The 26368-nt window shown below is 74.1% G+C and carries 22 protein-coding genes; 11 read left to right on the top strand and 11 right to left on the bottom strand.

Features of this window, described 5'->3' with window-relative positions:
- Nucleotides 1-3: 3 nt before the first annotated feature.
- From fabZ to WME85_RS17215, 3 genes are read left to right on the top strand one after another with little or no spacing between them, the layout of a single operon-like run.
- Entirely contained in the window at nt 4-471 is a 468-nt protein-coding gene (gene fabZ, locus WME85_RS17225; protein ID WP_437310423.1) for a 3-hydroxyacyl-ACP dehydratase FabZ, read from the top strand.
- A complete protein-coding gene (locus WME85_RS17220) occupies nt 468-1154 on the top strand; it encodes a TlpA family protein disulfide reductase (RefSeq protein ID WP_437839628.1) in 687 nt (228 codons plus the stop codon). Before fabZ ends, WME85_RS17220 begins: the two co-directional genes overlap by 4 nt.
- A 28-nt stretch (nt 1155-1182) precedes the next feature.
- Nucleotides 1183-2283: a dipeptide epimerase gene (locus tag WME85_RS17215; protein ID WP_437839627.1), complete on the top strand. Its 1101-nt coding sequence runs from the start codon at nt 1183-1185 to the stop codon at nt 2281-2283.
- A 141-nt stretch (nt 2284-2424) separates the two neighbouring features.
- Here WME85_RS17215 and WME85_RS17210 read toward each other — a convergent pair whose 3' ends face one another.
- Together WME85_RS17210 and WME85_RS17205 are read right to left on the bottom strand one after the other, a co-directional pair.
- Complete coding sequence (locus tag WME85_RS17210; protein WP_437839626.1) at nt 2425-3099, bottom strand: pseudouridine synthase; 675 nt, start codon at nt 3097-3099, stop codon at nt 2425-2427.
- Between the two features lie 14 nt (nt 3100-3113).
- Complete coding sequence (locus tag WME85_RS17205) at nt 3114-4322, bottom strand: protein phosphatase 2C domain-containing protein (protein WP_437839625.1); 1209 nt, start codon at nt 4320-4322, stop codon at nt 3114-3116.
- Between the two features lie 301 nt (nt 4323-4623).
- Between WME85_RS17205 and WME85_RS17200 the strand changes: the two genes are divergently transcribed.
- Both WME85_RS17200 and WME85_RS17195 read left to right on the top strand, forming a co-directional pair.
- Nucleotides 4624-4773: a hypothetical protein gene (locus WME85_RS17200; RefSeq protein ID WP_155799138.1), complete on the top strand. Its 150-nt coding sequence runs from the start codon at nt 4624-4626 to the stop codon at nt 4771-4773.
- A 212-nt stretch (nt 4774-4985) separates the two neighbouring features.
- On the top strand, nt 4986-6008 hold the full coding sequence (locus WME85_RS17195; protein ID WP_437310418.1) for an FHA domain-containing protein: 1023 nt from the start codon (nt 4986-4988) through the stop codon (nt 6006-6008).
- A gap of 148 nt (nt 6009-6156) precedes the next feature.
- Here WME85_RS17195 and WME85_RS17190 read toward each other — a convergent pair whose 3' ends face one another.
- The 7 genes from WME85_RS17190 to WME85_RS17160 all read right to left on the bottom strand — a co-directional run bounded on the left by WME85_RS17190 (nt 6157) and on the right by WME85_RS17160 (nt 12807).
- Nucleotides 6157-7281 (bottom strand): acyl-CoA dehydrogenase family protein, encoded by a 1125-nt coding sequence (locus tag WME85_RS17190; protein WP_437839624.1) that lies wholly within the window; start codon nt 7279-7281, stop codon nt 6157-6159.
- 93 nt (nt 7282-7374) lie between these two features.
- Nucleotides 7375-7518, bottom strand: coding sequence for a hypothetical protein (locus WME85_RS17185; RefSeq protein ID WP_433936012.1), 144 nt, complete (start codon nt 7516-7518; stop codon nt 7375-7377).
- Nucleotides 7518-7799, bottom strand: coding sequence for a CcmD family protein (locus tag WME85_RS17180; protein ID WP_437310416.1), 282 nt, complete (start codon nt 7797-7799; stop codon nt 7518-7520). Before WME85_RS17180 ends, WME85_RS17185 begins: the two co-directional genes overlap by 1 nt.
- Nucleotides 7800-7803: 4 nt before the next feature.
- On the bottom strand, nt 7804-8535 hold the full coding sequence (gene ccsA, locus WME85_RS17175; RefSeq protein WP_437839623.1) for a cytochrome c biogenesis protein CcsA: 732 nt from the start codon (nt 8533-8535) through the stop codon (nt 7804-7806).
- Nucleotides 8536-8690: 155 nt separating this feature from the next.
- A complete protein-coding gene (locus WME85_RS17170; protein WP_437839621.1) occupies nt 8691-10082 on the bottom strand; it encodes a TolC family protein in 1392 nt (463 codons plus the stop codon).
- Between the two features lie 71 nt (nt 10083-10153).
- Nucleotides 10154-11641 carry a sigma-54-dependent transcriptional regulator gene (locus WME85_RS17165; protein ID WP_437839620.1) on the bottom strand — a complete coding sequence of 496 codons (1488 nt, stop codon included), beginning with the start codon at nt 11639-11641 and terminating at the stop codon, nt 10154-10156.
- Nucleotides 11642-11658: 17 nt separating this feature from the next.
- Nucleotides 11659-12807 carry a GGDEF domain-containing response regulator gene (locus tag WME85_RS17160; protein WP_437839619.1) on the bottom strand — a complete coding sequence of 383 codons (1149 nt, stop codon included), beginning with the start codon at nt 12805-12807 and terminating at the stop codon, nt 11659-11661.
- A 179-nt stretch (nt 12808-12986) separates the two neighbouring features.
- Between WME85_RS17160 and WME85_RS17155 the strand changes: the two genes are divergently transcribed.
- Entirely contained in the window at nt 12987-13955 is a 969-nt protein-coding gene (locus tag WME85_RS17155; RefSeq protein WP_437839617.1) for a COX15/CtaA family protein, read from the top strand.
- 52 nt (nt 13956-14007) lie between these two features.
- Here the strand turns inward: WME85_RS17155 and WME85_RS17150 are convergent, their stop codons facing one another.
- Nucleotides 14008-14682, bottom strand: a complete 675-nt coding sequence (locus WME85_RS17150; protein WP_437839616.1) for a hypothetical protein — start codon at nt 14680-14682, stop codon at nt 14008-14010.
- Between the two features lie 60 nt (nt 14683-14742).
- On the opposite strand from WME85_RS17150, the gene WME85_RS17145 reads away from it, so the two are divergent.
- Complete coding sequence (locus WME85_RS17145) at nt 14743-15336, top strand: DUF99 family protein (protein ID WP_437839615.1); 594 nt, start codon at nt 14743-14745, stop codon at nt 15334-15336.
- Nucleotides 15337-15366: 30 nt separating this feature from the next.
- On the opposite strand, the gene WME85_RS17140 is transcribed toward WME85_RS17145, so the two are convergent.
- Complete coding sequence (locus tag WME85_RS17140; protein ID WP_437839614.1) at nt 15367-16485, bottom strand: hypothetical protein; 1119 nt, start codon at nt 16483-16485, stop codon at nt 15367-15369.
- 560 nt (nt 16486-17045) lie between these two features.
- On the opposite strand from WME85_RS17140, the gene WME85_RS17135 reads away from it, so the two are divergent.
- The 4 genes from WME85_RS17135 to WME85_RS17120 all read left to right on the top strand — a co-directional run bounded on the left by WME85_RS17135 (nt 17046) and on the right by WME85_RS17120 (nt 26312).
- Nucleotides 17046-17639, top strand: a complete 594-nt coding sequence (locus WME85_RS17135; protein ID WP_437839612.1) for a bactofilin family protein — start codon at nt 17046-17048, stop codon at nt 17637-17639.
- A 169-nt stretch (nt 17640-17808) separates the two neighbouring features.
- Nucleotides 17809-18639 carry a type II toxin-antitoxin system RatA family toxin gene (locus WME85_RS17130; protein WP_437839610.1) on the top strand — a complete coding sequence of 277 codons (831 nt, stop codon included), beginning with the start codon at nt 17809-17811 and terminating at the stop codon, nt 18637-18639.
- A gap of 483 nt (nt 18640-19122) precedes the next feature.
- The gene (locus WME85_RS17125; protein ID WP_437839609.1) at nt 19123-22260 is read left to right on the top strand and encodes a PD-(D/E)XK nuclease family protein; all 3138 of its coding nucleotides are present in this window, start codon (nt 19123-19125) and stop codon (nt 22258-22260) included.
- Complete coding sequence (locus WME85_RS17120) at nt 22257-26312, top strand: UvrD-helicase domain-containing protein (protein WP_437839607.1); 4056 nt, start codon at nt 22257-22259, stop codon at nt 26310-26312. Before WME85_RS17125 ends, WME85_RS17120 begins: the two co-directional genes overlap by 4 nt.
- Nucleotides 26313-26368: the final 56 nt, after the last annotated feature.

The raw sequence follows: 26368 nt of genomic DNA, 5'->3' as shown, positions 1-26368 counted from the left end.
GCCTTGCCTGACCGAAGCCAAGAGCCCGTCACGCTCGACATCCATCAGATCCTGTCGATCCTGCCGCACCGTTATCCGCTCGTGATGGTCGACCGGGTGACGCAGGTCACCGCCAACAAGAGCATCCGCGGCTACAAGTGCGTCGCTTACAACGAGCCCTGGTTCCAGGGGCACTTCCCCCAGCGGCCGATCATGCCCGGGGTGCTGATCCTGGAGTCGCTCACGCAGCTCGGCGGCATCCTCGCGTATGCGTCCGACCCGTTCGACGCGACGTCGAACCTCATGTTCTTCCTCGGCATCGACAAGGCGAAGTTCCGCCACACCGTGACCCCCGGCGACCGGCTCGATCTCTACGTCGAGGTGCTGCACCACCGCTCGAACGTCTGGAAGCTGCGCGGGGAGGCGAGCGTCGACGGGACGCTCTGCGCCGAGGGCGAGATGCTCGCTTCCATCGTCGATCGCGAGCCTTGATCCGAGAGGGAGATCTCTTCATGAGCCGGAGCCTGTCGCCTTCGTTCGCCCGCATCGCCGCCGCGCTCTGCGCGGCGCTTGCCCTGTCCCTCGCGGCCGGCTGCGGCGGCGCCGCGCCCCCGACCCCCCCGACGCCCGAGACCGGCGGCGGCCTGGTCGGCTCCGCGGCGCCCGAGCTTGCGGCCGAGGTCGTGAGCGGCGAGGGGCCCGCCACGCTCAGGGACGCGAGCGGCAAGGTGGTGATCGTCGATTTCTGGGCGACCTACTGCCACCCCTGCCGGAAGTCCTTCCCCGAGTACCAGAAGATCGTCGATCGCTTCGGCGGCGACGTCGCCGTGATCGCCGTCGCCCTCGATGCCCCGGAGGACGTCTCGAAGGAGCAGATCGTGGCGTTCGCGAGCGAGGCCGAGGTCAAGTTCAGGGTCCTCTGGGACAAGGACCAGAGCGCGGTGAAGACGTACAACCCCCGGAGGATGCCGACCGCGTTCGTGATCGATCGGGGCGGCGTCGTGCGCCACATCCACGCGGGCTACGAGGACGGCGAGGAGGAGAAGATCTCCCGGGAGATCGAGGCGCTGCTCGCCCAGCCGGCGCCTGCCGCGGCCGCGGCGCCTCCTCCGGCAGCGCCTCCCCCGGCCGAGGCGCCGCCAGAGCCGGACGGCGGCGGCCGCTCCGCGCCATGAGGCTCGAGCAAAGGCGGCGATCGCGCTCATGTCCCCTACCCTGATCCGACGCATCACCGTCGAGGCGCTCGACATCCCGCTGCACGAGCCGTTCGGGATCGCCGGCGGCGCGCAGGAGCGCGCGGAGAACCTCCTTGTCACCGCGGAGCTCGCCGACGGGACGCTCGGCTTCGGCGAGGCGGCGCCGCTGCCGGCCTTCAACGGCGAGACGCAGGAGGCCTCGCGCGCGGCCGCCCTCGCGATGCGCGGCGCCGCGGTGGGCGCGGACGCGCGCGCGTGGCGCGCGATCGCGGGCGCGCTCCGCGCAGCGACGGACGGCGGCGCGGGCGCGGCGCGCTGCGCGATCGAGACGGCCATCCTCGACGCGCTCACGAGGCGCGCGGGCATGCCGCTATGGGCCTTCTTCGGCGGCTCCGGGAAGGCGCTGACGACCGACATCACCATCACCACGGGCTCGCCGGAGCGCGCGGAGGAGGCAGCGCGGCGCGCCTCGGCCATGGGCTTCGGCGTCCTCAAGGTGAAGGTCGGCGGCCGGCTCGCCGCGTCGGATCCGGCGCGCGTCGAGGCGATCCACGCGGCGGCGCCGCGCGCGTCGCTGATCCTCGACGGCAACGGCGGGCTCACGGCGGGCGAGGCGATCGCGCTGGTCGCGCACGCGCGCCGGCTGGGCGCGGACGTCGCGCTCCTGGAGCAGCCGGTCCCGCGCGACGACTGGGAGGGCATGAAGGAGGTCACGCGGCGGGCCGGCGTCGACGTGGCAGCCGACGAGAGCGTCACCTGCGCTGCGGACGTCCTCCGCATCGCGGCGGAGCGCGCGGCGACGACGGTGAACATCAAGCTGATGAAGGGCGGCATCGCCGAGGCGCTCGACATCGCCGCGGTCGCCCGCGCGGCGGGGCTCCGGCTCATGATCGGCGGGATGGTCGAGTCGGTGCTCGCGATGACGGCGTCGGCGTGCTTCGCCGCCGGCCTCGGCGGGTTCTCGTTCGTCGATCTCGACACGCCGATGTTCCTCGCCGAGAACCCCTTCGAAGGCGGCTTCTCCCAGGCGGGACCGGCGCTCTCTCTCGAGGGCATCGGCGCGGGGCACGGGGTCGTCCCGAGGCGCCGCGCGCCACAGGCCGTCTAGCGTCGGTCCGGCGACCGCCAGCGCGTCTAGAGAGAAAGAGAAAACCGCCAAGACGCCAAGGACGCCAAGAGAGAAGAGAGAAGAGATTCTTTGTCTCTCCTCTCTTGGCGTCCTTGGCGCTCTTGGCGGTTCAATCCCTCTTCATGCTCCCGGCACCGCGCCGATCCAGGCCGGCACGCCGAGCTGGTCGAACGGGCCGCGCAGGTCCTCGGGCAGCGGCGCGGCGAGGCGCAGCAGGGCGCCCGTCCCGGGGTGGGTCACGGCGAGCTCGGCCGCGTGCAGCGCCAGGCGGTGCAGCGCATAGCGCTCGCGGAAGAGCCGGTTGTGCTCGCCCTTGCCGTAGTTCACATCGCCGATGATCGGGTGGCTGATGTGCTTGAGGTGCCTCCGCACCTGGTGCAGGCGGCCCGTGCGCGGGCGCGCCTCGACCACGGCGTAGCGCTCGAGCGCGTGGAGGCGCTCGAAGTCGGTGACGGCCGGGACGCGCGGGCCCCCCTCGCGCCGCGGGATCGGGTGATCGACGCACCCGCGCTCCGGGGGCACGCCGCGGACGAGCGCGAGGTAGCGCTTCTGCACGAGGCCCTGCTCGAACTGCGCCCCGAGCAGCGCCGCGGCGACGGCGTCGAGCGCGACCAGCAGCACGCCGCTCGTCGCCCGGTCGAGGCGGTGCACCGGGAAGACCTTCCGGCCCAGCGCGCGCTCGGCGAGATCGACGAAGACGACCGGCGCGTCGCCCCAGCCGCGGTGCACGAGGAGCCCCGACGGCTTCGCGAACGCCGCGACGCGGTCGTCCAGGTGGAGCAGAGAGAGCTGCATCGCGAGGGCCGCGCTCAGCCGGTCCCGAGGGCGAGGTACCGCGCGAGCCGCTGGTACAGCGCGGCCGCGAGCTCCGCGTCGTGGTCGCAGACCTCGGCGAAATCGTCCTTGCGGATCCGGATGAGCCGCGTCCGCGCCGCGGCCACGGGCAGGTCCCCCTTGCGCCGCGCGCCCACGAGCGACTCGGGGAAGAGCAGGCCGGACGAGCCGATCCGCCGCCCGTCCGGCAGATCCACCGTCCCGTCGAGCACCAGGTAAGCGACGAGATCGCTCGCGACGTCGCGCGGGATCCGGTCGCCCGCGCTGAGCTCCACCTCGACGCCCGCCGCGAGCGCGCCGAGCACCGCGGCCGGGCTCATGCCGGCGAGGAGCGGGCACGCGGAGAGCACCGAGAGGTCGCGCGACGAGGGCCCCGCGTCGTCCGCGCGCTTCACGAAGCGCTCCTTGATGTCGATGACGATCACGCTCGCGTTGTCGAGCCCTCCCCGCTCGCGCGCGTGGTTGAGCAGGCCGGCCGCGACGTCCTCGGGGCCGCCCTTCGCGCAGAAGCGGGAGAGCGACGCCTCGCTGTCGATCGCGTTGTGGACGCCGTCGGTGCAGAGGAGGATGCGATCGCCGCGCGAGAGATCGACGAACAGCGTGTCGACGGAGACGGTGCCGGCGAGCCCGATCGCGTTCACCAGCGGGTTCCGCTGCGGCTTCCTGGCCGGGGTCGGGGTGCCGGCCGCGCGGAGCGTATCGTAGAGGGCGTGATCCTGGGTGAGCTGGACGGTGGTCGTCGGGCGAACCAGGTAGGCCCGGCTGTCGCCGGCGTGAGCGAAGAAGGCCCGGCTGTGCGCGAGCACCACGAAGTCGAGCGTGGTGCCCATCCCTTGGTAGCTCGGCTCCTTGCGGCGCGCCTCGAGGATGGCGGCGTGCGCGGCCTCGGCCACGCGGCGGAGCAGCGCGAACACCTCGCGGCGCGCCTCGATGTTGGGGTCGGCCACGTACGCGTCGAGGATCGCGGCCGCGGGCGGGCGGAGCACCTCGTCGCGCACCGTGTCGACCGCGATCTGGGCGGCGACCTCGCCGGCGGCGTGGCCGCCCATGCCGTCGGCGATGGCAAAGAGGGCGAGCTCGGGGCAGCAGAGGAGCCGGTCCTCATTGCTCGAGCGGACGAGGCCGACATCGGTCGATGCGGCGAACTCGATGCGGTAGTCGAAGCGCGGGAGGATCCGGGACACCGCGACCAGGATAGACACCGCGCGGGCGGCGTCAAAATCGCTCGCTGCGGTCGGACGCTCCGCGCTCGCTCGCCTGCGGGCGCTGGCCGGCGGCCGGTGGCGCTCGCCCCTCCGGCGTGTGCGCCCTGCCGTCCCTCGCACCGCGCCGGCGCGCGCCGCCCGAGGGTCGCCGGAGGACACGCTGGCGCGGGCCGGGAGCGCCCTGCGGCCCGGGCGCGGCGCGACCGTGCCCCCGGCGGACACACCAGCGTCCAACGCGCACGGATCCACGGTTGGCCCGACTCTCGCGTCTTCCAGGGGCATGCAACTCATCGAAGTGGACGCCGGGCGCTTTCGGCTCGAATTCGGCGGTGGGCTCGGGCTGGAGGTCATCCTCCTGTTCAGCCGCTCGGTGGCCTTCTGGCGGTGGGGCGGCGAGCTCGTTGCGGAGGTCAGTGTCGGCGTGAGCTGAGCCGCACCACCGTCATCTCGACCCGAGCCCGCCGACGCAGCAGATTCGAGGCGCGCAGCGAAAGAGCCTCAGACGAAAAATTCCGGTAGGATCCGGCTCGACCGCATGAGGCCTTGCTGCTGTCTGCCATCCACCACGCCCGCTCGCGCCGCGGACTCACCGCAGGCTCGCACAGCGATTCCGCCGTTCACGCCCGAGCTTGGCGGGCCGACGTGGCCGGCGCGGCGAACGACCCCGGACGCGACGGCGCGCAGAACCTGGAGCGCGCGATGACGGTGCAGCCGCGGATCGACGTCGCGACGATGCGGCGCGCCCTGTCCACCGCCGAGGCGGTGATGGCGCTGAACCCGCCCGAGTCGCCGATGGTCGAGGGCTACCGGCTGTTCCGCGTGTCGGGCGGGGACGTCGCGTGGCTGGACATGCCGGCGAACGCCGGCGCGTACGCCGTCTTCGGCTCGCACCCGCGCTGCGACGTGAAGTTCGCGTCCGGCGACGACGTGTGCGTGCGCCACCTGGTCGCCACCTGCTGCAACCTCGGCGACGGCGGCTTCGGCCTGCGGCTCATGGACCTGCAGACATCGATCCCGTTCTTCGTGGACGACGACGTGCCGCGGCGGTCGATCGTGGTCAGCGGCCCGCTGCTCGTGCGCATCGGCCGGCACGTGGTCGGCGGGCTCCCGGTCGGCCCGCGCGCCTCGTCGAGGGTGCTGCAGGTGAGCTCGTGCGGCATGAGCGAGCCGCCGCGCGGCCTCGAGAGCGTCTCGGAGAAGCCCGCTGTCGAGGGCGCCGCGCCGCCGGCGCCGACCGAGGGCATCACGACCAGCCACCGCTTCGCGCGCGGGGAGATCTCGCACATCACGTCGGTGCGGCCCGTCTCGCACATCGAGGACATGCTGGCCCCGCGGGCGAAGACCGGGTACGTGCGGCTCACGCTCCAGTCGAGCGAGCGCAGCGCCGCGGTCGAGCTGCCCGAGCAGGCGCTCGACGACGGCGTCCTGCTCGGGCGCGCCGACAACTGCCTGGACCGAGGGCTGCGCGCCGTCCTGAGCACCCACATCTCGCGGACGCACCTGCTGCTCCTGCGCGACGGCGCCGAGGTCATGGCGCTCGATCTCTGCTCGACGAACGGGACGAGGTACGCGGGCCAGAAGGTCCGCCGCGTGATGATCCCCGCCGAGGGCCTCGCCCTCACGCTCGGCCCCGAGCTGACGCTGATCTGGCACCCCCAGACGTGACCCTGAGCCGTGACGTCGCCCGCTCGCGCGGCGAACGGCTGGCTCGACCCGCGGCGCGAGCCGCCGCGGCGAGGCGCGCGGGGCGCCGGGGCGAGGGCGGCCCCTCCCGGGCGCCTCGCGGCGACCCCGCCTCGCGCCGCCGGGCGCGCTAGGACAGCAGCTGCCGCGCGATGACGATGCGCTGGATCTGGCTCGTGCCTTCGTAGATCTGGAGGACCTTCGCGTCGCGCATCATCTTCTCGACGGGGTACTCCTTCACGTAGCCGTTGCCGCCGAACACCTGGACGGCGTCGACCGCGGTCTGCATCGCGCTGTCGGCGCCGTACGCCTTCGCGAAGCTAGAGACGATGGGGTCGCGCACCCCGTTATCGAGGTTCCACGCGGCCTTCTGGTAGAGCAGGCGCGTTCCCTCGACGCGGATCGCCATCTCCGCGATCATCCACTGGACGAGCTGGTGGTTGCCGATCGGCTGGCCGAACGTCTTGCGCTCCTTGGCGTAGGCGACGCACTCGTCGACGCAGCGCCGCATCAGGCCGGTGGCGGCCGCGCCGATGTCGGGGCGCGTCTGGTTGAAGGTCTCCATCGCGAGCTTGAAGCCCTGCCCCTCCGGCGCGAGGAGGTTCTGCTTCGGCACCTTCACGTCGTCGAGGAACACCTGGGCGGTGTCGCTCGCGCGCTGGCCGAGCTTGTCCTCCTTCTTGCCGACGCGGAGGCCGGGCGTGTCGCGATCGACGATGAACGCCGCGATGCCCTTGTGCCGGAGCTCCGGGTTCGAGGTCGCGAAGATCACGTAGAAGCGCGCGAAGCTCGCGTTCGTGATCCAGCACTTCTGCCCGTTGAGCACGTAGTCGTCCCCGTGCTTCGTGAAGCGGGTCTTGAGGCCGGCGACGTCGCTGCCCGCGTCCGGCTCGCTCGTGCAGTAGCTCGCCATGATCGGCTCGGCGGTGAGCATGCCGAGGTACTTCTTCTTCTGATCCTCGTTGCCCGCGAGCTTGATGGGCGTGAGCGCCAGCCCGTTCGCGAGGAAGCTCGTCTGGATGCCGGTGCACCCGTACGAGAGCTCCTCGGCGAGGATGGCGTTCTCGTACTCGCCCATGCCCGGGCCGCCGTACTCGGCCGGACAGGTCGGGTTGACGAGGCCGATGTTCCAGCCCTCCTCGAAGACGTCCATCGGGAAGTGCGATTTCTGATCGCACTCGGCCGCGATCGGGATGATGCGCTCCTTCGTGAAGCGGCGCGCCGTATCGGTGAGAGCCTTGTGCTCTTCGCTCACAGAGAAATCGACCACCTGGGACCTCCGGCTGGTGGGGCGGGCGCGGCGCTGGCCGAGCCCGCCGGCAAGGCGGGGCGAGGGCTCGCGCCCCCGTCACTCCTTCATTCTGCGCCTGCGTCGCTCCAGTTCGGCGCGCACGGCGCGGCTGCCCAAGATGTAGCCGATGATGAGCCCCAGCATCAGCACCACCGGGATGTAGAGCGCGTGCTGCGGGGTCATCTCCCCGAGGTTCGGCATCAGCTCGTCCCCTGGCCCGAGCCGGCCCGCGCCCGCTGCAAGGCGGCCTCGAGCGCGTCGATGCGCCGGTCGATCTGCTTCTGCCGGCGCCAGGAGAGGAAGACCAGCGCGAAGACGATGAGCCAGATCGCCGCGTAGGCCTCGACGAGCAGCTTCTCCCCGCTCTGCATGTCGTTCCCCCCCTGCACGGGGCGGAACGCCTGCGACCGGTCGTCCGATGCGGTGGTGCCCGTGGGCTGCTGCAGGGCCGCGTGCGCGAACAAGGAATGAAGGGAATTCACGTTCTCAGTCCTCTCCGATGCCGACTTCGAGGGCCTCTTGCTCGAGCTCCGCGAGCCGCGCGGACGCGAGATCGACGCGGAGGCGCGCCCACAGGAGCGCGAGGGAGAGCAGGGTGAAGGCGAGGAAGCCGAAGCCGAGCGCCATCTTCATGTCAGGGTGCCCGAGGCCGCCGCCTTTGCCCGTGATGACCGTGGGGTGGTTACCGCCCCACATCTTTACCGAATAGTGGATGATCGGCAGGTTGGCCGCGCCGAGGACGCCGAGGGCCGCAGCGAACTTGCGCTCGGCGTCGCTGTCGCCGGTGAAGGCGCGGAGCACGACATAGGCGATGTAGATAAGGACGCTGAGCAGCGAGGTGGTCAGGCGCGGGTCCCAGGTCCAGTACACGCCCCACGCCTTGGCGGCCCACAGCGGGCCGGTGATGAGGACGATCAGGCCCATCGCGACGGCGACCTGGGCGCCGGATTTCGCCAGCGAGTCCCACCACTGGGTGCCGCGCGCGAGGTAACCGGCGGAGCCGATGAAGCAGGCGGTCGCGCCGAGGTACATCGCGTACCCGGCGGGGGCGTGGAAGTAGAAGATCTTCTGCACGATCCCCATCGAGGCCTCGGTCGGCACGACGTAGGCGACGAAGTGGAGGGTGCCGATGATCGCGAGGGCCGCCGCGGCGAGCAGGACCGAGAACGCGACGCTGGAGCCACCCGAGGCGTCGCGCCGCACCGTATCCGCTGCCAAAGCCGCCTTGCGCGGCGCCCGCCCGTCGTCGGCTCCCATGCTGCCGCGCACGGTAGTGCCAAGGACGGCCGCGTTCAAGCCGCGGAGAAGCGCGTCAGCGCCGAGCGAGGGGGACGCGGAACGGTCCCCCTCGCTCGGCGCTGCCGCCCCGTCGCTCAGGTGCCGTCGGGCGCGATCGCGTCCCAGCCGGTCGCCTTCGCGAGGCGCGACATCGCCATGTCGAGATCCATCGTCGCGTTCAGCTGGTTGAACCGGTTCGTCGCGTATGCCTTGGCTGGATCGATGAGGTCCTTCTCCGCCATCGTCCCGACGTCGATTCCCTGCTGCACCATCACGAGCCAGCGCTTCCCGTACCTGGCGGCCTTGGTGTAGGCGTCGAGGCGGCGCTGGGCCTCCGTGACCTCGGCGTAGGCGGTCTCGACCTCGGTCGCGACCCCGCCCATGGCGAAGCGCTGCGTCGCGGCCATCTCCTCGAGCTGCGCCTCGGCGAAGCGGATGCGCGCCGACTGCGGGAGCAGGTCGAGCTTCCACTGCAGCACCAGCGCGGCGCCGTAGTGGAAGTAGTTGCCGGGGTCGCTGGTGAACGGGTTCAGCTGGTCGGCGACCTCGGGCGCGGCGCTCACCCCGGCCTGCAGGCCGAGGCCGATGTCGGGGAACAGCTGCGCGCGCGCGAGCCGCACCTGCGCCGTCCTCGCGTCGAGGCCGGCGCGCGCCTGCGCGAGCTCCGGCCGGTACAGGCGCGCCGCGGTCAGGTAGCGGCTGACGTGCCCGAGCCGGTGCTTCGGCGGGCGGATGGGGACGTCGGGGATGTCGAGATCGGGGACGCCCGTGTAGAAGCGCAGCCCCGCCAGCGCGACCGAGATGTACTTGTCGACCTCGGCCCCGCGCGCCTCGAGCTCCGCCCCGAAGGTCTGGAGCTTGAGGAGCTCGATGGGATCGCCCTCGTCGCTCTCGACCTGCTCCTCGAGGCGCCGGAGCGCCTTGTCCATCTCGGACCTCACATCCGTGAGCAGGCTCCGCGAGTCGCGCGCGAGCTGGAGGCCGAAGTAGGCCTTGCGGACGTCGAGCCGCACCGCGTCACGCTCCTTCTCGACGTTCGCCTGGTTCACGCGGACGTTGGCCTCGGCGGCGTCCCAGAGGCTCGTGATCTTGCCGAAGGTCCAGAGCGGCACGACGCCGTCGAGGTTCGCGCGCCAGGCGACGCCGAGGCTCGAGGTGAGCGAGACGTCCGTGTTCGGGCTGAAGACGTTGTTACCGCGGACGGTCGGCGCGAGCGCGACGCCGCCGGTCAGCTTGAACTGCGAGAACGGGGCGTAGTGGGCCTCGTCGAGCTGCGCGCGGACCTGGTTGAGCCGCGCGCGGGCGGCGGCGACGTTCGGGTGGTTCCGGTCGGCGAGCGCGAGGACGCGGGGGAGATCGTGGACGGCCGCCGCCTGCCGCCGGGGGGCCTCGCCGGAGTCGGCGGCGGCAGCGGGCGACGGGGCGAGCCGGACCGCGAGGGAGACGGCAGCGGCGACAAGAGCAGCTCGTGCAGCGCGTCGGGCCATTTTCGGCGCAACGTAGCACGAGCCGGCGGCGCGCTTGCTCGGCGCGCTCGCGCGGACGCCCGCCCCGCGCTTCAGCCCGCGCCGTCGCCGTCCTGCGCCGCGTCCTCGGCCTCCGCGGCCTCTACGTCGGTTCCCGCGTCCCCTGGTTCGTCGTCTCCCCGCGACGCGACCTTCTTCTTGAGGCGCCGGAAATTCGAGCGATCCATGCCGGCCTGCCGCGCCGCCTCGCTCAGGTTGTTCCCCGTGCGCTGCAGCAGGCGCCGGACGTAGATCTGGTCGAACGCGTCGACGGCGCGCTCCTTGGCCTCCGCGTACGGGAGCTCGCCGAGCGCCGCGGGCAGCACGAGCGCGTCCCTGGGCGGGCGCCGCTCCGCGCCGGAGCGCCCCGACACCGAGGCCGGGAGGTCCACGGGCAGGATCGCCTCGCCGCGCGCCGCGATCACGGCGTGCTCGACCGCGCTCTCGAGCTCGCGCGCGTTCCCCGGCCAGGCGTGCTCGCGCAAGAGGCGCGCCGCCTCGGGGCCGAACCGCTTGACGTCGCGACCGTGCCTGCGCGCGCACCGGTTCAGGTAGTGGCTCGCGAGCAGCGCGATGTCCTCCCGGCGCCGCCGGAGCGGCGGCAGCTCGATGACGATGACGCCGAGGCGGTAGACGAGATCCTCGCGGAGCTGCCCGGCGGCGGCGCGCTCACGGAGGTCGGCGCTCGTCGACGCGATGACCCGCACGTCGACGCGCCGCGGCTCGCCCCCTGCCCCCGGGATCTCGCCGTGCGTGAGCACCCGGAGCAGCCTGGCCTGGGCCGCGAGCGGCAGCGCCGAGACCTCGTCGAGGAAGAGCGTGCCCTTGTCCGCCGCCTCGATGAGGCCCCCGCCGGCGCGCTCGTCGGGCGAGGCCCCGCGCCCGCCGCCGAAGAGCTCCTCGTCGGCGCGCGGCTCCGGGAGCGCGCTGCAGTCGACCGCGACGAAGCGCTCCGCCGCGCGTGGCCCGCGCCGGTGGACCGCGCGCGCGACGAGCTCCTTGCCCGTCCCGCGCTCGCCGACCAGCAGGATGGGCGCGCTCACGGCCGCCACGCCGAGCGCCTTCCGGTAGGCGTCCTGCATCGCGGCGGAGCTCGTGATCACCTCGCCGAGCTGCTCGTGCTCGTCGACCCGCTCCTCGAGGGCCCTCACGCGGGCGAGGAGCCGCCGGCGCTCGATCGCGCGCTCGACCGCGGTCGACGCCGCCGCCTCCGGGTCGACGGGCTTCATCACGAACCCGTACGCGCCCACGCGCACGGCCGCGACCGCGGCGTCGACCTCGCCGTGCCCGGCCATCACCACGACCTCGACGTCCGGGTACCTCGCCTTGATGTGCTCGAGCACCTCGGCGCCGCTCATGCGCGGCATGGCGAGGTCGAGCAGCACGGCCTCGACGCGGGTCGTCGCGAGCAGCCCGAGCGCGGCGGGGCCGTCCTCCGCGGTGAGGACGTCGAAGTCGCGCACGAGCGCGCGCGCCAGGCCGCGGCGCTGCGCTGGCTCGTCGTCGACGAGGAGGACACGGGCGCGAGCAGCGGCGTTCACGAGGCGAGGCGGCGCGACTAGACCGGCTTGCGGGATGGGAGGGGCGGGAGATCGGTGCCCCGGCGCGTCTGCGGCTCCCGCTGGTCGTCCTGGGCCGCGACGAAGGCGGGGTCGCTCGACCGCCGGAGCTTGGGCGGGGGCGGCGGCGCCGGCTGCTCGGCGCTGCCCGTCGGCGTGTAGATCTGGCCGTGCTGCTGGAAGACGCAGATCCGGTTGCCGCCCTCGCGCTTCGCCTGGTTGAGCGCGCTCTCCGCGGCGCGGATCAGCGCGTCCTTGCTGCGGACGTCGCGCGACGGATAGAGCGAGACCCCGATCGACACGCTGCACGGCCTGGGCTCGCCGCCGAACTCGACCGGGTTGCCGGAGGCCTCGCGCCAGATCCGCTCGGCGACCGTCAGGGAGCCGGCGAAGTGCGTGCTGGGCAGGACGATGAGGAACTCCTCGCCCCCGTAGCGCGCGACGACGTCCACCTCCCGGACCGAGCGGCGGATGCCGTCGGCCACGCGCCGGATCACGGCGTCGCCGAGCGTGCGCCCGCCGGCCTCGTTCATCGCCTTGAGCCGATCGATGTCGACCAGCACGCAGGCGAACGGCTCGTGGTAGCGCTCCGCGCGCTTGAACTCCTCGTTGAGCCGCGTGAAGAGGTAGCGGTAGTTGTAGAGCCCCGTCATCTCGTCGTGGATGGAGAGCTGCTCCAGGTAAGCGCGCTGGGCCGCGACGTGGTCGTGCAGCCGCTTGATCCGCAGCATCGCCGCGACGCGCGCGAGGAGCTCCTCCTCCTCGAACGGCTTGCAGACGTAATCGTCGGCGCCGATCTTGAGCCCCTCGACCCGGCTCGCCGTGTCGGTCTTCACCGTGACGAGCACCACCGGGAGGAACGTCTCGGAGGTCATGCTCTTGAGGAGCCTGCACGCCTCCAGGCCCGTGAGCCGCGGCATCACGATGTCGAGCAGCGCGAGGTCGACCCCGCCGCGGCCGATGAGCTCGATCGCCTCCTGGCCGTCGTCCACCGCCTCGACCTGGAAGCCGGCCTTGTGGAGGATGCTCACCAGCATCTGGCGCGCGAGGCGGTCGTCGTCCGCGACCACGATCCTGGCCGGACGGCTGCTCAGGAGCTCGGCCGGCACAGAGGGCGGAGCGCCCCGGATGTCCTCGCTGATCGGCACGGGCACATCCTCCCTTCGGCCGGGGCCGGGCGCAACGAGATCGCACGACCGCGGAACCCGCCTGGCGCCGGCCGCGCGAGCTGCCACACAGCTTCCGCGCTCGCTCCGGCGGGCGTCGCGCGCGGCGTAGCGCCGGCGCGCGTGCTGCCGTCGCGCTGGTTTCGCGGTAAGGACCTCCCATGAATCAGGCGCGGTTCTGGAAGATCGCGGCGCTCGCGCTCTCCGTCACGCTCGGCGTGATCCTGTGGGGCGCGTTCGTGCGCGCGACCGGCTCGGGGGCCGGCTGCGGCAGCCACTGGCCGACGTGCAACGGCGACGTCATCCCACGTTCCCCGAGCGCGGCGACCTTCATCGAGTTCACGCACCGCGCCACCTCGGGGATCGCGTTCCTGCTCGTCGCGCTGCAGCTCGTCTGGGCGCTCGTCGCCTTTCCGGCGGGCCACCCGGCGCGCCGCGGCGCGGCGGTGTCGATGCTGTTCATGATCACCGAGGCGGCGGTCGGCGCTGGGATCGTCCTGCTCGAGTACGTCGCGCACGACGCGTCGTCGGCCCGGGCGCTCTGGATGGCCGTGCACCTCATCAACACGTTCCTGCTCGTCGGCGCGATGACCTGCACGCTCTACTGGGCGCGCGGGGGCCGGCGCGTGCGCTTGCACGGCCAGGGGGTGACGGGCGCGCTGCTCGCCGCCGCGCTCGCGGGGGTCCTCGTGGTGGGCGTGACGGGGGCCATCGCGGCGCTCGGGGACACCCTCTTCGCGGCGGGCTCGCTCCGCGAGGGCATCGCGCAGGACTTCTCGCCCACGGCGCACTTCCTGGTGCAGCTGCGCGTGCTGCACCCGGTCGTGGCCGCGGTCGTGAGCGCCTACCTGCTCTTCGCCCGCGGCGCCGTCGCGGCGCGGCGCCCGTCGCCGCTGGTCGAGCGGCTCTCGACGGCGCTCGGGGGCCTCGTGCTGCTGCAGATCGGCGCGGGGCTCCTCAACTTCCTGCTGCTCGCGCCGGTGTGGATGCAGCTCGTGCACCTCCTGCTCGCGGATCTCGTGTGGATGGTCCTCGTCACGCTCGCCGCGGCCGCGCTGGGCGAGCCGGCGTCGGCGGCGGACCCGGGCGCCCGTGGGGAGAAGGCGCGGCCGGAGGCGGTCGCCACCTGAGGGGCGGAGCCCGCCCCGGCGAGCGCTGATGCGCGCGGGCTTGCGCGCGGACCTAGAACTCCGTCGAGCTCTCGTCGCCGCCCTCGGGCTCCTTCGAGATCGTACGGCGGACCGCGCGCTTCCGCGTGTCCTCTGGCTGCGCCGCGGCGCGCTGCTCGGGGACGGACGGGGGAAAGTCGACCTGGAGCACGATCCCCTGCTCGGTCTCGATCACGCGGTAGGTCGCGTCGGCCTGCGTGCGCAGCTCGATCACCATGTCGAGGTCGTTGCCCTGATCGACCAGCTGCACCTGGTTCACCGGGGTCGCGAAGAACGAGGTCACGAGCGGGAAGCGGTTGGTCTGGATCGCCCCTGCCCCCTTCATCCGGTAGACGAGGCGCCCGGCGGCCTTCGACTCGGCGACGTCGACCTTGCCGCCATGGATCTGCACGAAGACGCGCGAGCCCCCGGTCGGGAGCATGCGGAAGCCCGGGAACGTGGCGATCGGCCGCCCGGCGACGTCCGGCTGCGCGTCCTTCTTCTTCGGCTTGCGCGCGCGAGCCGGGCGCTGCGGGGCGCCGGCGCGCGGGGCGCTGACCGCCGGCTTCCCCGCCGCGGGGGTCTTTGCCGGCGCCGGGGCAGCCTTGGGGGCCGCCGGGGCGGAGGGGGAGCTCTGCGCGAGGGCAAACGACGGCGCGATGCCGAGGACCAGCGCGAGGATCACGGGGAGCTGCCGGGGAGGTCGCACGCTAGCAGTACAGCACGACCGCCTGGCCCGGAGAAGTCGGCAGCGCGTTAAGCTCTCGGCGTGTCGTCTCGTGCGCCGCCGCCGTCCCGAGCCCTTCGCCTGTCGCACGTCGTGGGCGTCGACGACGCGCCGTTCTCCCGGGACCACCGCGGCGACGTGCCGGTCGTCGGCACGGTCTTCGCGGGCCTGCGGCTCGAGGGGGTGCTCTCGGCCCGCGTGCGACGCGACGGCCGGAACGCCACGCCGGCGATCGCCGCGATGATCTCCGGCTCTCGCTTCTATCCCCAGCTGCAGGTCGTGATGCTCCAGGGCATCGCGGTCGCGGGCTTCAACGTGGTCGACATCGCGGCCCTGCGCGACGCCCTCGCCCTGCCGGTCGTCGTGGTGGCGCGGCGTCTCCCGAACCTCGACGCGATCCGCGACGCGCTGCTCTCGCGCGTGCGGGGCGGGCGCCGCAAGTGGGCGCTCATCGAGCGCGCCGGCCCGATGGAGCCGGTCGCCGGCGTGTACGTGCAGCGGGCCGGGATCTCGCTGGAGGACACGAGCGCGCTGATCTCGCGGCTCTCGGTGCACGGCCACCTCCCCGAGCCCCTGCGCGCCGCGCACCTCATCGCCGGCGGGCTGACCACGGGCGAGAGCCGCGGGCGCGCGTGACCGGGCGCCCGGCAGGCCCCCGCGGCCTCGCTACAGCTTCTGCCGGCCCGGAGCGCTGGCGGCCTTCTTCTCGACCTTCTCACCGCGGCCGGTCACCTTCGAGTAGATGACGTCGAGGTTGGCGGTGATGTCGAGATAGAACTGGGCTTCAGGGCTGTAGAAGAAGTTCCTGCGGCGGCCGTCGGGGCCGAGCTGCAGGTTGGTGTTGTTGTACCCGAGCGTGAGGTCGACGACCTCGAACACTGGATAGTTCAGGCTGATGTCGAAGGCAGTCTGAGGGAGGTAGGTGGTTCCCTCGGAGCCATCGATCTCGGCGCAGCCGGTGCTGACGTCGACGCATCCCCCCTCGAACTCGTGCTTGAAGTCGCTGAGCAGCCCGAAGCTCGTCGCCAGGCCGAGGTCCTTGTAGAGCGGCATGTCGACCTGGAGGCTCGTGGTCAACCGATCCATGGCGCGGGACCACCCGCTCAGCTGATCATCGACAGCGACCTGACCGCTCGGGGTCTGCCGGACGCGGCGGATGTCGCCGTTCACCGGCGTGTACGACTCCGCGAACAGGTGGGCGTAGGTCACGCCCAGCGTCGCCGTGACGTTGTTGAGCCCGTCCGCCTTCGAGCCGAGCAGCTTGACCTTCTGGGTGATCTGCGGGCCGATCCCCAGGGTGAAGTACCGGCCAGAGTTCCAGCTGGTCGGCGAGGTCGGCAGGACGAGCCGCAGCCGCATGGCGGCGTCCGTCTTGTACTCGCCCCGCTGGGCGCCACGGCTCTCCCAGAGCTCGCGGCTGTACCGGGTGTTGAGCGCGATGTCCTTGAACTGTGGCTCCCTGTAGGTCGCCGTCGTGTCGCTGTTGGTCAGCTCGGTGACCCAGCCGATCTCGGCGGAGACCGACACCTTGTCCTTGGGACGATCGAGCACGTAGAAGTTCGGACGGAACGTGAAGTCCCAGCCGTAGACCTGCATGGCGGGGATGTACTCGCCGCCGACGCCGACGAGGGTCGTGCTGCCGCTCTGGTTCCAGGTGAACGTCGTGCCGCGCCAGCGCAGCGTCGTCTCCTCGTCCTCCTCCAGCAGCGTGTCGGCGTCGGTCGCCTGGTTCCACCGCACCGCCGGCGGCGTGACCGACCTGGCGTTCGGCTCCGGAGGCGCCACGTCGGACGGGGGCTCGGCGGGAGCAGGAGGCTCGGCGGAGGGATGCGGCCCGTCGGCGGCCGGAGCAGCAGCGGGCCCAGCAGCGGCGGCGGCAGCGCCGGGAACAGCGGCGGGCGCAGCAGCGGGGGACTCGGCGCCAGCCGGCGGAGCTTGCTCGGCAGGCGGAGCTTGCTCGGCAGGCGGAGCTTGCTCGGCAGGCGGAGCTTTCGGCGGCTCGGGCGGCGTCTGCGCGGACGCCACCGAGATGCTGCCCAGGACACCGGCAGCCACAAGCAACGATCGGAACGTCATCTCCACTCCCTCTCCTGGTCGCTTCGGACCCTCACCGCTCCACCGCGCGCTCGGGGCGCTCGTCCAGATGCCCGCCCGCGCCTCGCACACCACGCACGCCACTCCAGCGCGCCGACGCGCCCGGAGGCCTGCTCGGCCCGCCGCCCGCGTATTGCAGAAATCGTACCTCGGCGGAGATTCGCGACAAGTATTCGAAATAACTACCGAAACCCAGCTGCACCCCCGCGCGCGTTACGCCGCTGACGCGCGCCCCCGTTGCGAATGTGACGATGCCTGAAGTAAGCCAACGGGCGATGGAGCCGATGTCCTTCCCGGGCGACAGAGACTCGCCCCTCTCGCCGCGATCCCCTGGAAGCCCTCGCGGCGACGACGGGGGCGGCCACCGGCCCACCGAGATCAACGCCCTCCTCGGCCGCGGTACGCACTTCGAAGGCAAGCTCTTCTTCGAGGGCCGGGTGCGCATCGACGGCAGCTTCCGCGGCGAGATCCGCGGCGAGGACGTGCTCGTGATCGGCGAGGGGGCGCTCGTGATCGGGGAGATCCACGTGGTGACGTGCATCGTCACGGGCGGCGAGGTCCAGGCGAGCATCCGCGCCCGCGACGCGATCGAGCTCTACGCTCCCTCCAAGGTGACCGGCGCCCTGCACGCGCCCGCCATCTTCATCGATCGCGGCGTGCAGTTCGACGGCTCATGCAAGATGGCGCCTCTCGAAGAAGAGCCAGGCGAGCGGCCTCTGCGGCCACCCGGCGCGTCCTCCGAGCCGGACGTCGACGCCGCCGCGCAGGCCGCGAGGACCGCCGAGGACAGCGGCGGCGTCGCACAGCGCGGCGCGACGCCGAAGCGCTCCGACATCGAACGCTGAATTCCGACCTCCGCCGACGATCGCACATTTTATGTAGTGCGCCAGCGTGCGGCTGCCCGATCAGCGAGTTACATGTAGTGAGAGGCTGCGCTCTCGCCGCCCGAGGCGCACGCCCGCGACGTGGTTGGCAGCAAACACGACGACGGACGCTGATCGCACAGGAGAGTCCATGAAGAAGTGGTGGTCCCTGTCCCTGATCGCTTTCTCCCTCGCCCTGCTCGCGCTCTCGCTGTCGCCTCGCCCGGCCCGCGCCGCCGACGCCGAGTCGGAGAAGCTCGCGTCGCACGGCAAGGCGCTCCGGTACACGCTGAAGACCGCGGCGCCGACCTCCGCGATCGACACGGGGGGCGCGGCGATCCTCGTGAAAGCGCCCCTGTCGACCGTCCGGAAGCTCGTCACCTCCTACGGCAGCTACAAGACGTTCATCAGCTCCTTTGACCAGAGCCGCGTGCTCTCGAAGCGCAAGGGCACGAGCGAGGTCTATCTCCAGGTGCCGATCCTCAACGGCGCAGCGCACATCTGGACCGTCGCGGACATGTCGCCGCCCGCGAAGGACGGCGCCGACGAGGTGATCTCCGGGCGCTACAAGCGCGGCAACGTCTCCGATTTCCGCGCCCGCTGGCGGCTCCGCGCCGTCGATGAGAACAGCACGATCCTGAAGCTCGAGCTCTTCGTCGCCCCCAAGCTGCCGTTCCCGCCCTCGGTGGTCACGTCGCAGCTCGTCAGGGCGGCTGACAAGGCGGTGACCGCGGTGCGAGATCGCGCCGAGGCCAGGCCGCCCGCCAGCGCGCGGGCGACCACGGCGTCCACCGCCGTGCCCGACGCATCGCCGCGCGCCGCCGCGTCCGCCACCGCCTCGGGCAGCTCCAGCCCCGCCGCGCAGCGCGGCGAGCAGAGCAGCCCCGCGGCGGCGCCCGCCGCGCCGCCAGCCGGCGTGCCCGCCCTGCCGCCGGCCGAGGACGACAGCGTGCGACGTCACGAGGACATGGCGCGCCGGTAGGTTCCTTCTGGACCCGTTGGGCGCCTCCCCATGGAGCGCCAAGCTTCTCCTTCCCTCCTCCGCTCGCTCCTCCGCTGTCGAGCTCGGCCACGACTCCCGTCGTGAGACCCAGGCACCCCGCGCCACCGGTCGACGCCGCTGAGCCTGTTGAACACCGCGAATCGCCCCGGGCGTGCGCGGGCTCGCCGCATGGCGTTCAGTTCCGCAGGCTTACAGGCGAACGCAGCCAGGACCGTCCGTGGTTCTCAACAGGGTTTTCAACATGCTTTCCGATCTTCCCACAGGAATTCCCACGTTCTGCGGGAGTTATTCAACACGCCACGCGCCCGACGGAGGTTGCGAGGGGACGGATGCATGAAGTAAAGCCTGTGCGGTGAGGTACCCCTTGCCGGATGAGCAGTCAGGCGCACCGGCGCCCTCTCAGCGTCCTGCCGTGCGGGGCGCCTGCGCTTCCCCGGAGCGGCCTCCGGCCGTCTCGTGGCGGTGAACAGGACAGCGCTCCTCCTCGTCCCGACCGAGCGGCACGTCGAGCGCGAGCTCGCCTCGCTGAACGCATACGACGCGCGTGAGGCGCGCGCCGCGGGCCAGGAGGTCCGTTCACGGTGGAGCTTCATCTCCGAGGCGCTCGCGCTGCTCGCGCCGGACGTCGCCATCGCGAGCCCTCAGGCGACGCGCCTCGCCACCCGGCTCGCCCTCGACGCGCTGCCGCAGGGCCGGCTGCGGCAGCCGGCTGAGCCCGCCGCGCGCGTCGCGCTCGCGCACACCCTGGACCGAGCGCTCGGGAGCTTCCGGCGCGCCGGCACCACCCCGGCCGACCTGCGGGCGCTCGGCACGCCGTACGCGGTCGCCATCGGAGAGGTCCTCGAGCGGGCGGACGCCGCCCTGCGCGCGGCGAGCCTCGTGGACCCGCGCTGCGCAGGGGTCCTGCTGGCGCGGGCGCTCCGCGCCGCCGGCGCGTCCGGCGCGCTCCCGCTCCCGCGCAAGGTCACGATCCGCGGGGCGGTCGCCTGGGAGCCCGACGACCTCGCCTGGGTCGAGGCGCTCCACGCCGCCGTCCGCGCCCGCGACGGCGCGGGCGTCACGGTCGAGCTGCCCGCCCTCCAGGGCGACGGCGCGGCGCCGGTCGCCGATCTCCTGGAGCGACGGTGGGCCTCGCTCGAGGAAGCGCCGGAGATCGCGTGGGTGCCCGACGCAGGCGCGGAGCCGCTCGCCGCGATCAGCGCCAGGACCGCCGAGGGCGAGGCGCGCGCCGCCGCCGCCGAGGTGGCGGCGGCGCTCGGCCGCGGGATCCCCCCCGAGCGGATCGCCGTCGTCGTGCCCGCGCTCGACGACGCCGCGCTCGAGCCGCTCCGGGCCGCGCTGAGCGACGCCGGCGTCCGCTTCTCGGAGCCGCGCGGACGCGCCGCCGCGAGCTGCCCCGACGGGCGCGTCGCGCTCGCGATCCTCCGCCTCGCCGTGGGCCCGGTGCGCCGCGAGCAGGCGATCGAGATCCTCCGCGCGCCCGGGGTTCACGCCGGCGCCTGGATGGACCGCGCGTCCGCCGCCGAGGCGGAGAAGCGATCGGTCGACCTCGCCCACCGCCTGCGCGACGTCCCGGTCGAGGTGGACCGCACGGGCCGGCTGCTCGTCGAGAGCCTCATCTCCGTCGTCGCCGCCCGCCGCGCGGACCGCCGCGCGGGACCGCCGCGGGCTGCCGGGCGCGAGGCGGAGCTCGAGGCGGAGCTCGAGCTGGGGATCGAGACGCTGCACCGCGCCGGCGACCCGCACGGCGACGACGAGGAGGCGTGGATGCCGCACGCGCTCGAGCGGCTGCTCGCCAGCGCCCGCTGGATCGGCGAGGCGACGACGCGGCCCGAGATCGTGCGGCGCTTCCTGTCGCTGCTCGACAAGCTCGGCTTCGGCGAGCCCGGGGTCGAGGAGCTCCGCGCCGCGCTGCGCGGCGAGCGGCGGGGCGGCGGCGCGATCGCGCTCGAGGCGATGGGCCAGGGCGCGCGGGCCGCGCGCGCGATCCGCGAGCAGGCCGAGGCGCTCGCGCGGGCCGCGCGCGACCTCGGCTGCGAGGAGCGCCCCACCACCGCGGCGGAGGTCTACGCGGAGCTCGAGCGCGCCGCGGCCGAGCAGGGGGCGGGGCCGCGCGGCGACGCGGGCCGCGCCGGCGCCGTGCGCGTCGACCTCGCCGCCGGCTTCACGGCGCTCGAGCACGACGTCGTGGTGGTGACCGGGCTCGATGCGCGCGCCTACGGCGGCAGCCCCGGCGCGGACGAGACGCTGCTCGGCGAGCCGCTCCGCGCCAGGCTGCCGACGCCGAGCCGCCCCGCGTCGGGGCGCGAGCGCCAGGCGGCCCAGCGCGCGGAGCTCGGCTGGGCGCTCGCCGGCGCGAGGAGCGTCGCCCTCTGCTTCACGCGCGGGGACGACAGCGAGCCGAACGAGCCTCACCCGCTCTTCGAGGCGGCCTTCGCGGCCGGCGCTCGCGAGCGGAAGGAGCCCGCCTCGCGCGTCGCCCCGGACGCGACGACGCTCGGGCCGCGCGACGCGGAGCTCATCGCCCTCGCGGGCGGCGGCCGGCCGGCGGCGGACATCGCGGAGCGGGTCCGGGTCGAGCGCGCCCGCGCGGACTTCTTCCTCGATCCGCGGGCGCCGATCGACCTGTACACGGGGCGGGTGCTCCTCGATCAGGACCCGGCGCTGGTCGCGCAGCTCAGGGCCGCCATCGGCGGGGCGCACCCCGGCAGGCCGATCGCGGTCACCCACATCGAGCGCGCCGTGGGCTGCTCGTTCGCGGCGTTCGCCCGCCGCGTGCTGCACGTGCGCCGCGCGGAGGATCTCGCCGAGTCGGCCGACGCGCGGGAGCGCGGCACGCTGATCCACCGCGCCCTGCAGGCCTCGTTCGAGGCGCTGCGCGAGCTCGGCCCGGACCGCGACCCGGCCGAGCAGCTCGCCGCCGCGCGCGCGGCGGCCGAGGCGGCGCTCGGCGTCTCGGCGCCCATGGCCCCGCTCCGCCGCGAGGCGGTCGAGAAGGCGATCGCCGACGTGCTGGAGGTCGTGGTCCGCGCCATCGACGGGGAGGACTCGTCGCCGGACCTCCGCTTCCTGCTCGCCGAGCGGCGCTTCGGCGCCGGCGAGCCGGCGCCCTGGCAGCCGCTCGAGCTCCCCCCGTCGGACGACGACGACGAGGGCGCGGCCGGCGCGCCGAGCCTGTGGGTCGACGGCCAGATCGACCGCATCGATCGATCGACCGACCAGCGCGTCGTGCGGGTCGTCGACTACAAGACCGGAAAGCTCCCCGACGCGAAGGAGCGGCGGCGCGCGCTCCAGCTGCCGCTCTACAGCGCCATCGCGGCGCGCGCGCTGGGCGCGGAGGAGGTGCGCGCCGTCTACATCGGCGTGCGCCAGCGCGGGCTCGTCGAGCTGTGGCCGCGCACGGCCGAGGAGCAGCGCGCGCTCGCCGAGGGCTGGGCCGAGGCCGCGCGCACGGCGCGGGCGGCGGTCGTCGCGCTCTGGCACGGCCGGGCCGCGCCGCGGCCGGCGCTGCCGACGCTGTGCGCGCGCTGCGACGCGCGCGACGTGTGCCGGCGCCCCGCGGTCGTGCCGACGGACGAGGCCGCGGAGGAGGTCGCGTGAGCGCCGCGCCGCACGGGGCGGAGCTCGCCGAGGGCGACGCGCTCATCTACGCCTTCCGCCGCAACGTCGTGGTCGCCGCCAGCGCCGGCACCGGCAAGACCCACCGCCTCACGGCGCTCTACGTGCTGCTCACGCTCGGCCTCACCTCGCTCGGCCGGCCCGACGCCCGGGCCGCCGCGCCGCCCGTGTCGCCCGACCGCATCGTCGCGACGACCTTCTCGCGCGCCGCCGCGCGCGAGATCGCCCACCGCATCGAGCGCTCGCTGCGGGAGATCGCCCGCTGGGACGGCGAGGCGAGCATCCCCTTCGCCGACATCCTGCGCGCGCGGCAGGCGGCCGTCGGCGCGGGCAGCGGCGCGGCGCTGCCCGCGGCCGAGCTGCGGAAGCGCGCCGAGGAGGCGCTCGCCCGCCTCCCCGCCGCGCGCATCGACACGCTCCACGGCGTCGCCAAGCAGATCGTGGACCGGCACGCGATCGCCCTGGGGCTCTCGCCCGCCGCGCGGATCCTCGACGAGGAGGAGGCGCAGGCGCTCAGCGACCTCGCGGTCGACGAGGCGCTGAGCCGCGCGCTCGCCGAGGGGGGCGAGCGCGCCGAGGCCGCGCGCGCGCTCGTCGCCGCGACGGGCAGCGTGGAGGCCGCGCGGAGCGAGGTCACGCGCCTGCTCGACCGCCTCGACGAGGACGGCCTCACGCCGCGCCGGCTCGCGCTGTCCGACCACGTCGCCGAGGCCCGCGCGCTCTCCCGGGAGCTCCACCGCCTCGCCGCCGAGAGCGCCGCGCTCGGCGGCGCCGCGTTCCGCGAGCCGGCGGCCGCGCTCGCCGCGGCGCTCGGCCGCGAGGGCGGCGGCGCGCCCTTCCCCGCGGGCGCGGCGAGCGCCCCGCTGATCGAGCTGCTCACGCAGCGCAAGCCCCGCAAGTGCACGCCGGCCGACGAGGCGCTCCTCGCCTTCCGCGAGGCGCTGCCGGGCGAGACCCACCGCGACAAGGCGCAGCAGCTGCTCGGCTTCCTGCGCGAGGCGCCCGCGCTGTCGCGGCGCGAGGCGCGGATCGTCGACCTCCTCGAGGAGGTCCGCGAGCGGCTCTCGGCCATCCGCCGCACCGAGGGCGGCCTCGGGTTCGGGGATCTCCTGCGCGCCGCCCGCGACGGCCTGCGCGACGATCCGGCGATCGGCGCCGCGGTGCGCGAGTCGGCCGACGTGCTGCTCGTCGACGAGTTCCAGGACACGAGCGCGGTGCAGCGCGACCTCGTCTACCTCCTGCGCGAGCGCGACGACGCCGCCCTGGCGCGCCCGGCCGGCGTCGCCCCGACGGCGGCCGGCCTCCATGGCCACGGGCTGTTCCTGGTCGGCGATCGCAAGCAATCGATCTACGGCTTCCGCGGGGCCGACGTCTCGATCTTCTGCCGCGTCTGCGCGGAGCTCGCGGGCGCCGCCGCCGGCCGCGCGCTCGAGCTGTCGCCGTCCCTGTGGTCGCCCGATCCGAGCGCCGACTTCGTCGCGCTCCGGGAGAGCCGCCGGTCGACGCCCGAGCTGCTCGCGTTCATCAACGCGTTCTCGGAGCGCGATTTCTCCCAGGATCGCGCGCGCGAGGAAGGCCCGGGCGCGAGCGCGCGGGCGCCCTCGCCGCGCGAGTTCGAGATCGCCTACAGCGCGGCGGAGCACCTCGTCGCCGCGCCGGGCGTGGCCGCGCAGGGCCCGACGGACGTCGCGCTCGTCCACGACGACGGCAGCGCGCCGGACGGCGTCGACGCCCTGGTCCGGGACGCGCGGGGGCAGCTGCGGGAGGCGCTGATCGCGGCCGCGTACATCGCGCGGCGCGTCCGAGGCGAGGGCGCGGCGGGCGCGGCGGGCGGCGATCTGCGCTTCCGCGACGTCGCCGTGCTCGCGCGGCGCCGGAGCACGATCCCCCTCGTCGAGCTCGCCCTCGCGCGCCTCGAGATCCCGTACGTCGTCGCGGGCCGCGCGCTCTTCGACGCGGCGGAGGTCCGCGACGTCGCCGCGATCCTCCGCCTGCTGCTCGATCCGCACGATCGCCTCGCCCTCGCGACGGTCCTCCGCGGTCCCATGGTGGCGCTCTCGGACACGGCGCTCGCGATCCTGGCGCCTCCTGGCCGCGGCCTCACGGTCCCGCTGCTCGGCCGCTGGACGAGCGCCGCTGCAGCGCAAGGCGGCCGGGCGCCCTGGCCGGAGGACGACGAGCCGGCGGACGCGCGTCCCCTCCCCGCGCTCGCGCGGCTGCCCGCGGCGGATCGCGAGCGGCTCGAGGCGTTCCGCGCCCGCTTCTCGGGGCTGCGCCGCGCGGCGCTCCGCTCGACGCCCGGCGAGGCGATCCGGGCCGCGGTCTCGGTCTTCGATCTCGACCGCGTCCTCGCCGCGCTCCCGCGCGCCCAGGCCCGGCTCGGCAACGTCGACCGCCTTGTCTCCATCGCCCGCCGCCGGGGTGGCTCGCTCGCGAGCTTCGTCCGCTGGCTCGAGCGCCGGATCCGCGACGAGGCGGACGAGCCGGAGGCCGCCGTCTTCTCGCCCGACGACGACGCCGTGCGCCTCACGACGATCCACGCCAGCAAGGGGCTCGATTTCCCGGCCGTGGTGCTCCTGGACCTCAACGCGGAGCCCCGGGCGGACCAGCCCGGCCTGAGCTACATCCCGGCCGCGGGGGACCGCGCCGCCGCGCTGCTGGTGCGCCACCACGCGCGGCGGGTCGACAGGCCATCGCGGCTCGGCGCGCCCGAGGACGCCGCGGCGTCGACGCACGGTCCGCTGCTGCCCATCAGCACGCCCGCGCTCCAGGCGGCGCGCGCCGAGGTGCGGGCTCGAGAGCGCGCCGAGCGGCAGCGGCTCACCTACGTCGCGATCACCCGCGCTCGCCGCGAGCTCGTGCTCGTCGGCGCCGCGGCCAAGCCGCGGAGCGGCTCCGCGTGGCTCACGTTGACGGCGAACGCCGGCCCGCGTCCCACCTCGGCGGCGGCGGACGCCGACCCCCGGCCGGCAGACGCCGACCCCCGGCCGGCAGACGCTGACCCCCGCGCCACGTCGGCGGCCGGCGCCGAGGGCCCCGCGCCGCTCGCCCGCACGATCAGCATGACGCTCGAGGCCCGGTCGCTGCTCGCCGAGGCGAAGCCCCCCGCCCCTGGCACCGACGCTTATGCGCGCGCCGCCCCCGTCCCGCGTCCGGCGCCGGCGGCCGAGCCCGCGCGCGCGCAGACCGTGCGGATCGCGACAGCGTCCCTCGCGACGTTCCAGGGGTGCGCTCGCCGCTTCCGGCTCCGGCACCTCCTCGGGATCACCGAGCCCGCCGGCGAGGGCCAGCTCGGCCTCTTCGACGTCGAGGGCCCGCCCGAGCTGCCGGGCGAGGAGCGCGTCGAGCTCGAGGACGGCGCGGACCCGCGCCCTCCCGGCCGCGCCGCGCACCGGGTGCTCCAGCGCTGGCCGCACGCGCGCTGGGGCGAGCCGACCGAGGCCGCGGACGTCATCGCGCGGCTCGGCTTCGAGGGGCTCACGCTGCACAGCCCGGACGCGCTGCGCACCGCCGAGGGCATCGCCCGCTTCCTCGGAGGGCCCTTCGCGCGGCAGGCGCGGGACGAGGAGGCGACGCTCCTCCGGGAGGAGGCGTTCGTGCTCGACATCGAGCCGCAGAGCGCCGGCGGGCGACGCGGCGCGCGGCTCGCGCTGGCGCTCGCGATCGATCTCGCCGTGCTGCACCCGGGCGGGCATATCGACGTCATCGAGTACAAGCGCGCGCGACCGTGGGCGGATCTCGCGCCGTACGAGCTCCGCCTGCGCGCGAGCGCGCTCGCGCTGAGGAAGCGCTACCCGGATCGGCCGATCCGCGCGGGCGTGCTCTTCCTCGGCGCGGCGGCGGAGCCCGCGTGGCTCAGGGCCTCGGGGCCGATGGGCACGATCGCCGACGAGGAGCACGCGCGGTTCGAGCGCGAGCTCGCCCGCCTCGCCGAGCGCCTCTCCGAGGCGAGGGGCGAGGGGCGCTTCGACGGGGTGCCGGTCGAGGCATGCCGCACGCTGCGCTGCGGGTTCGTGCGGGCGTGCCACGGCTAGCCCGCCAGCAGGCCGAGGTGACGCCGCGCCGGCGCGCAGTGTGACGCCGCGCCGGC

The sequence above is a fragment of the Sorangium sp. So ce1153 genome, assembly GCF_051521595.1.
GTDB lineage: Bacteria > Myxococcota_A > Polyangia > Polyangiales > Polyangiaceae > Sorangium.
This window is presented reverse-complemented; position numbering and strand designations above follow the sequence as displayed.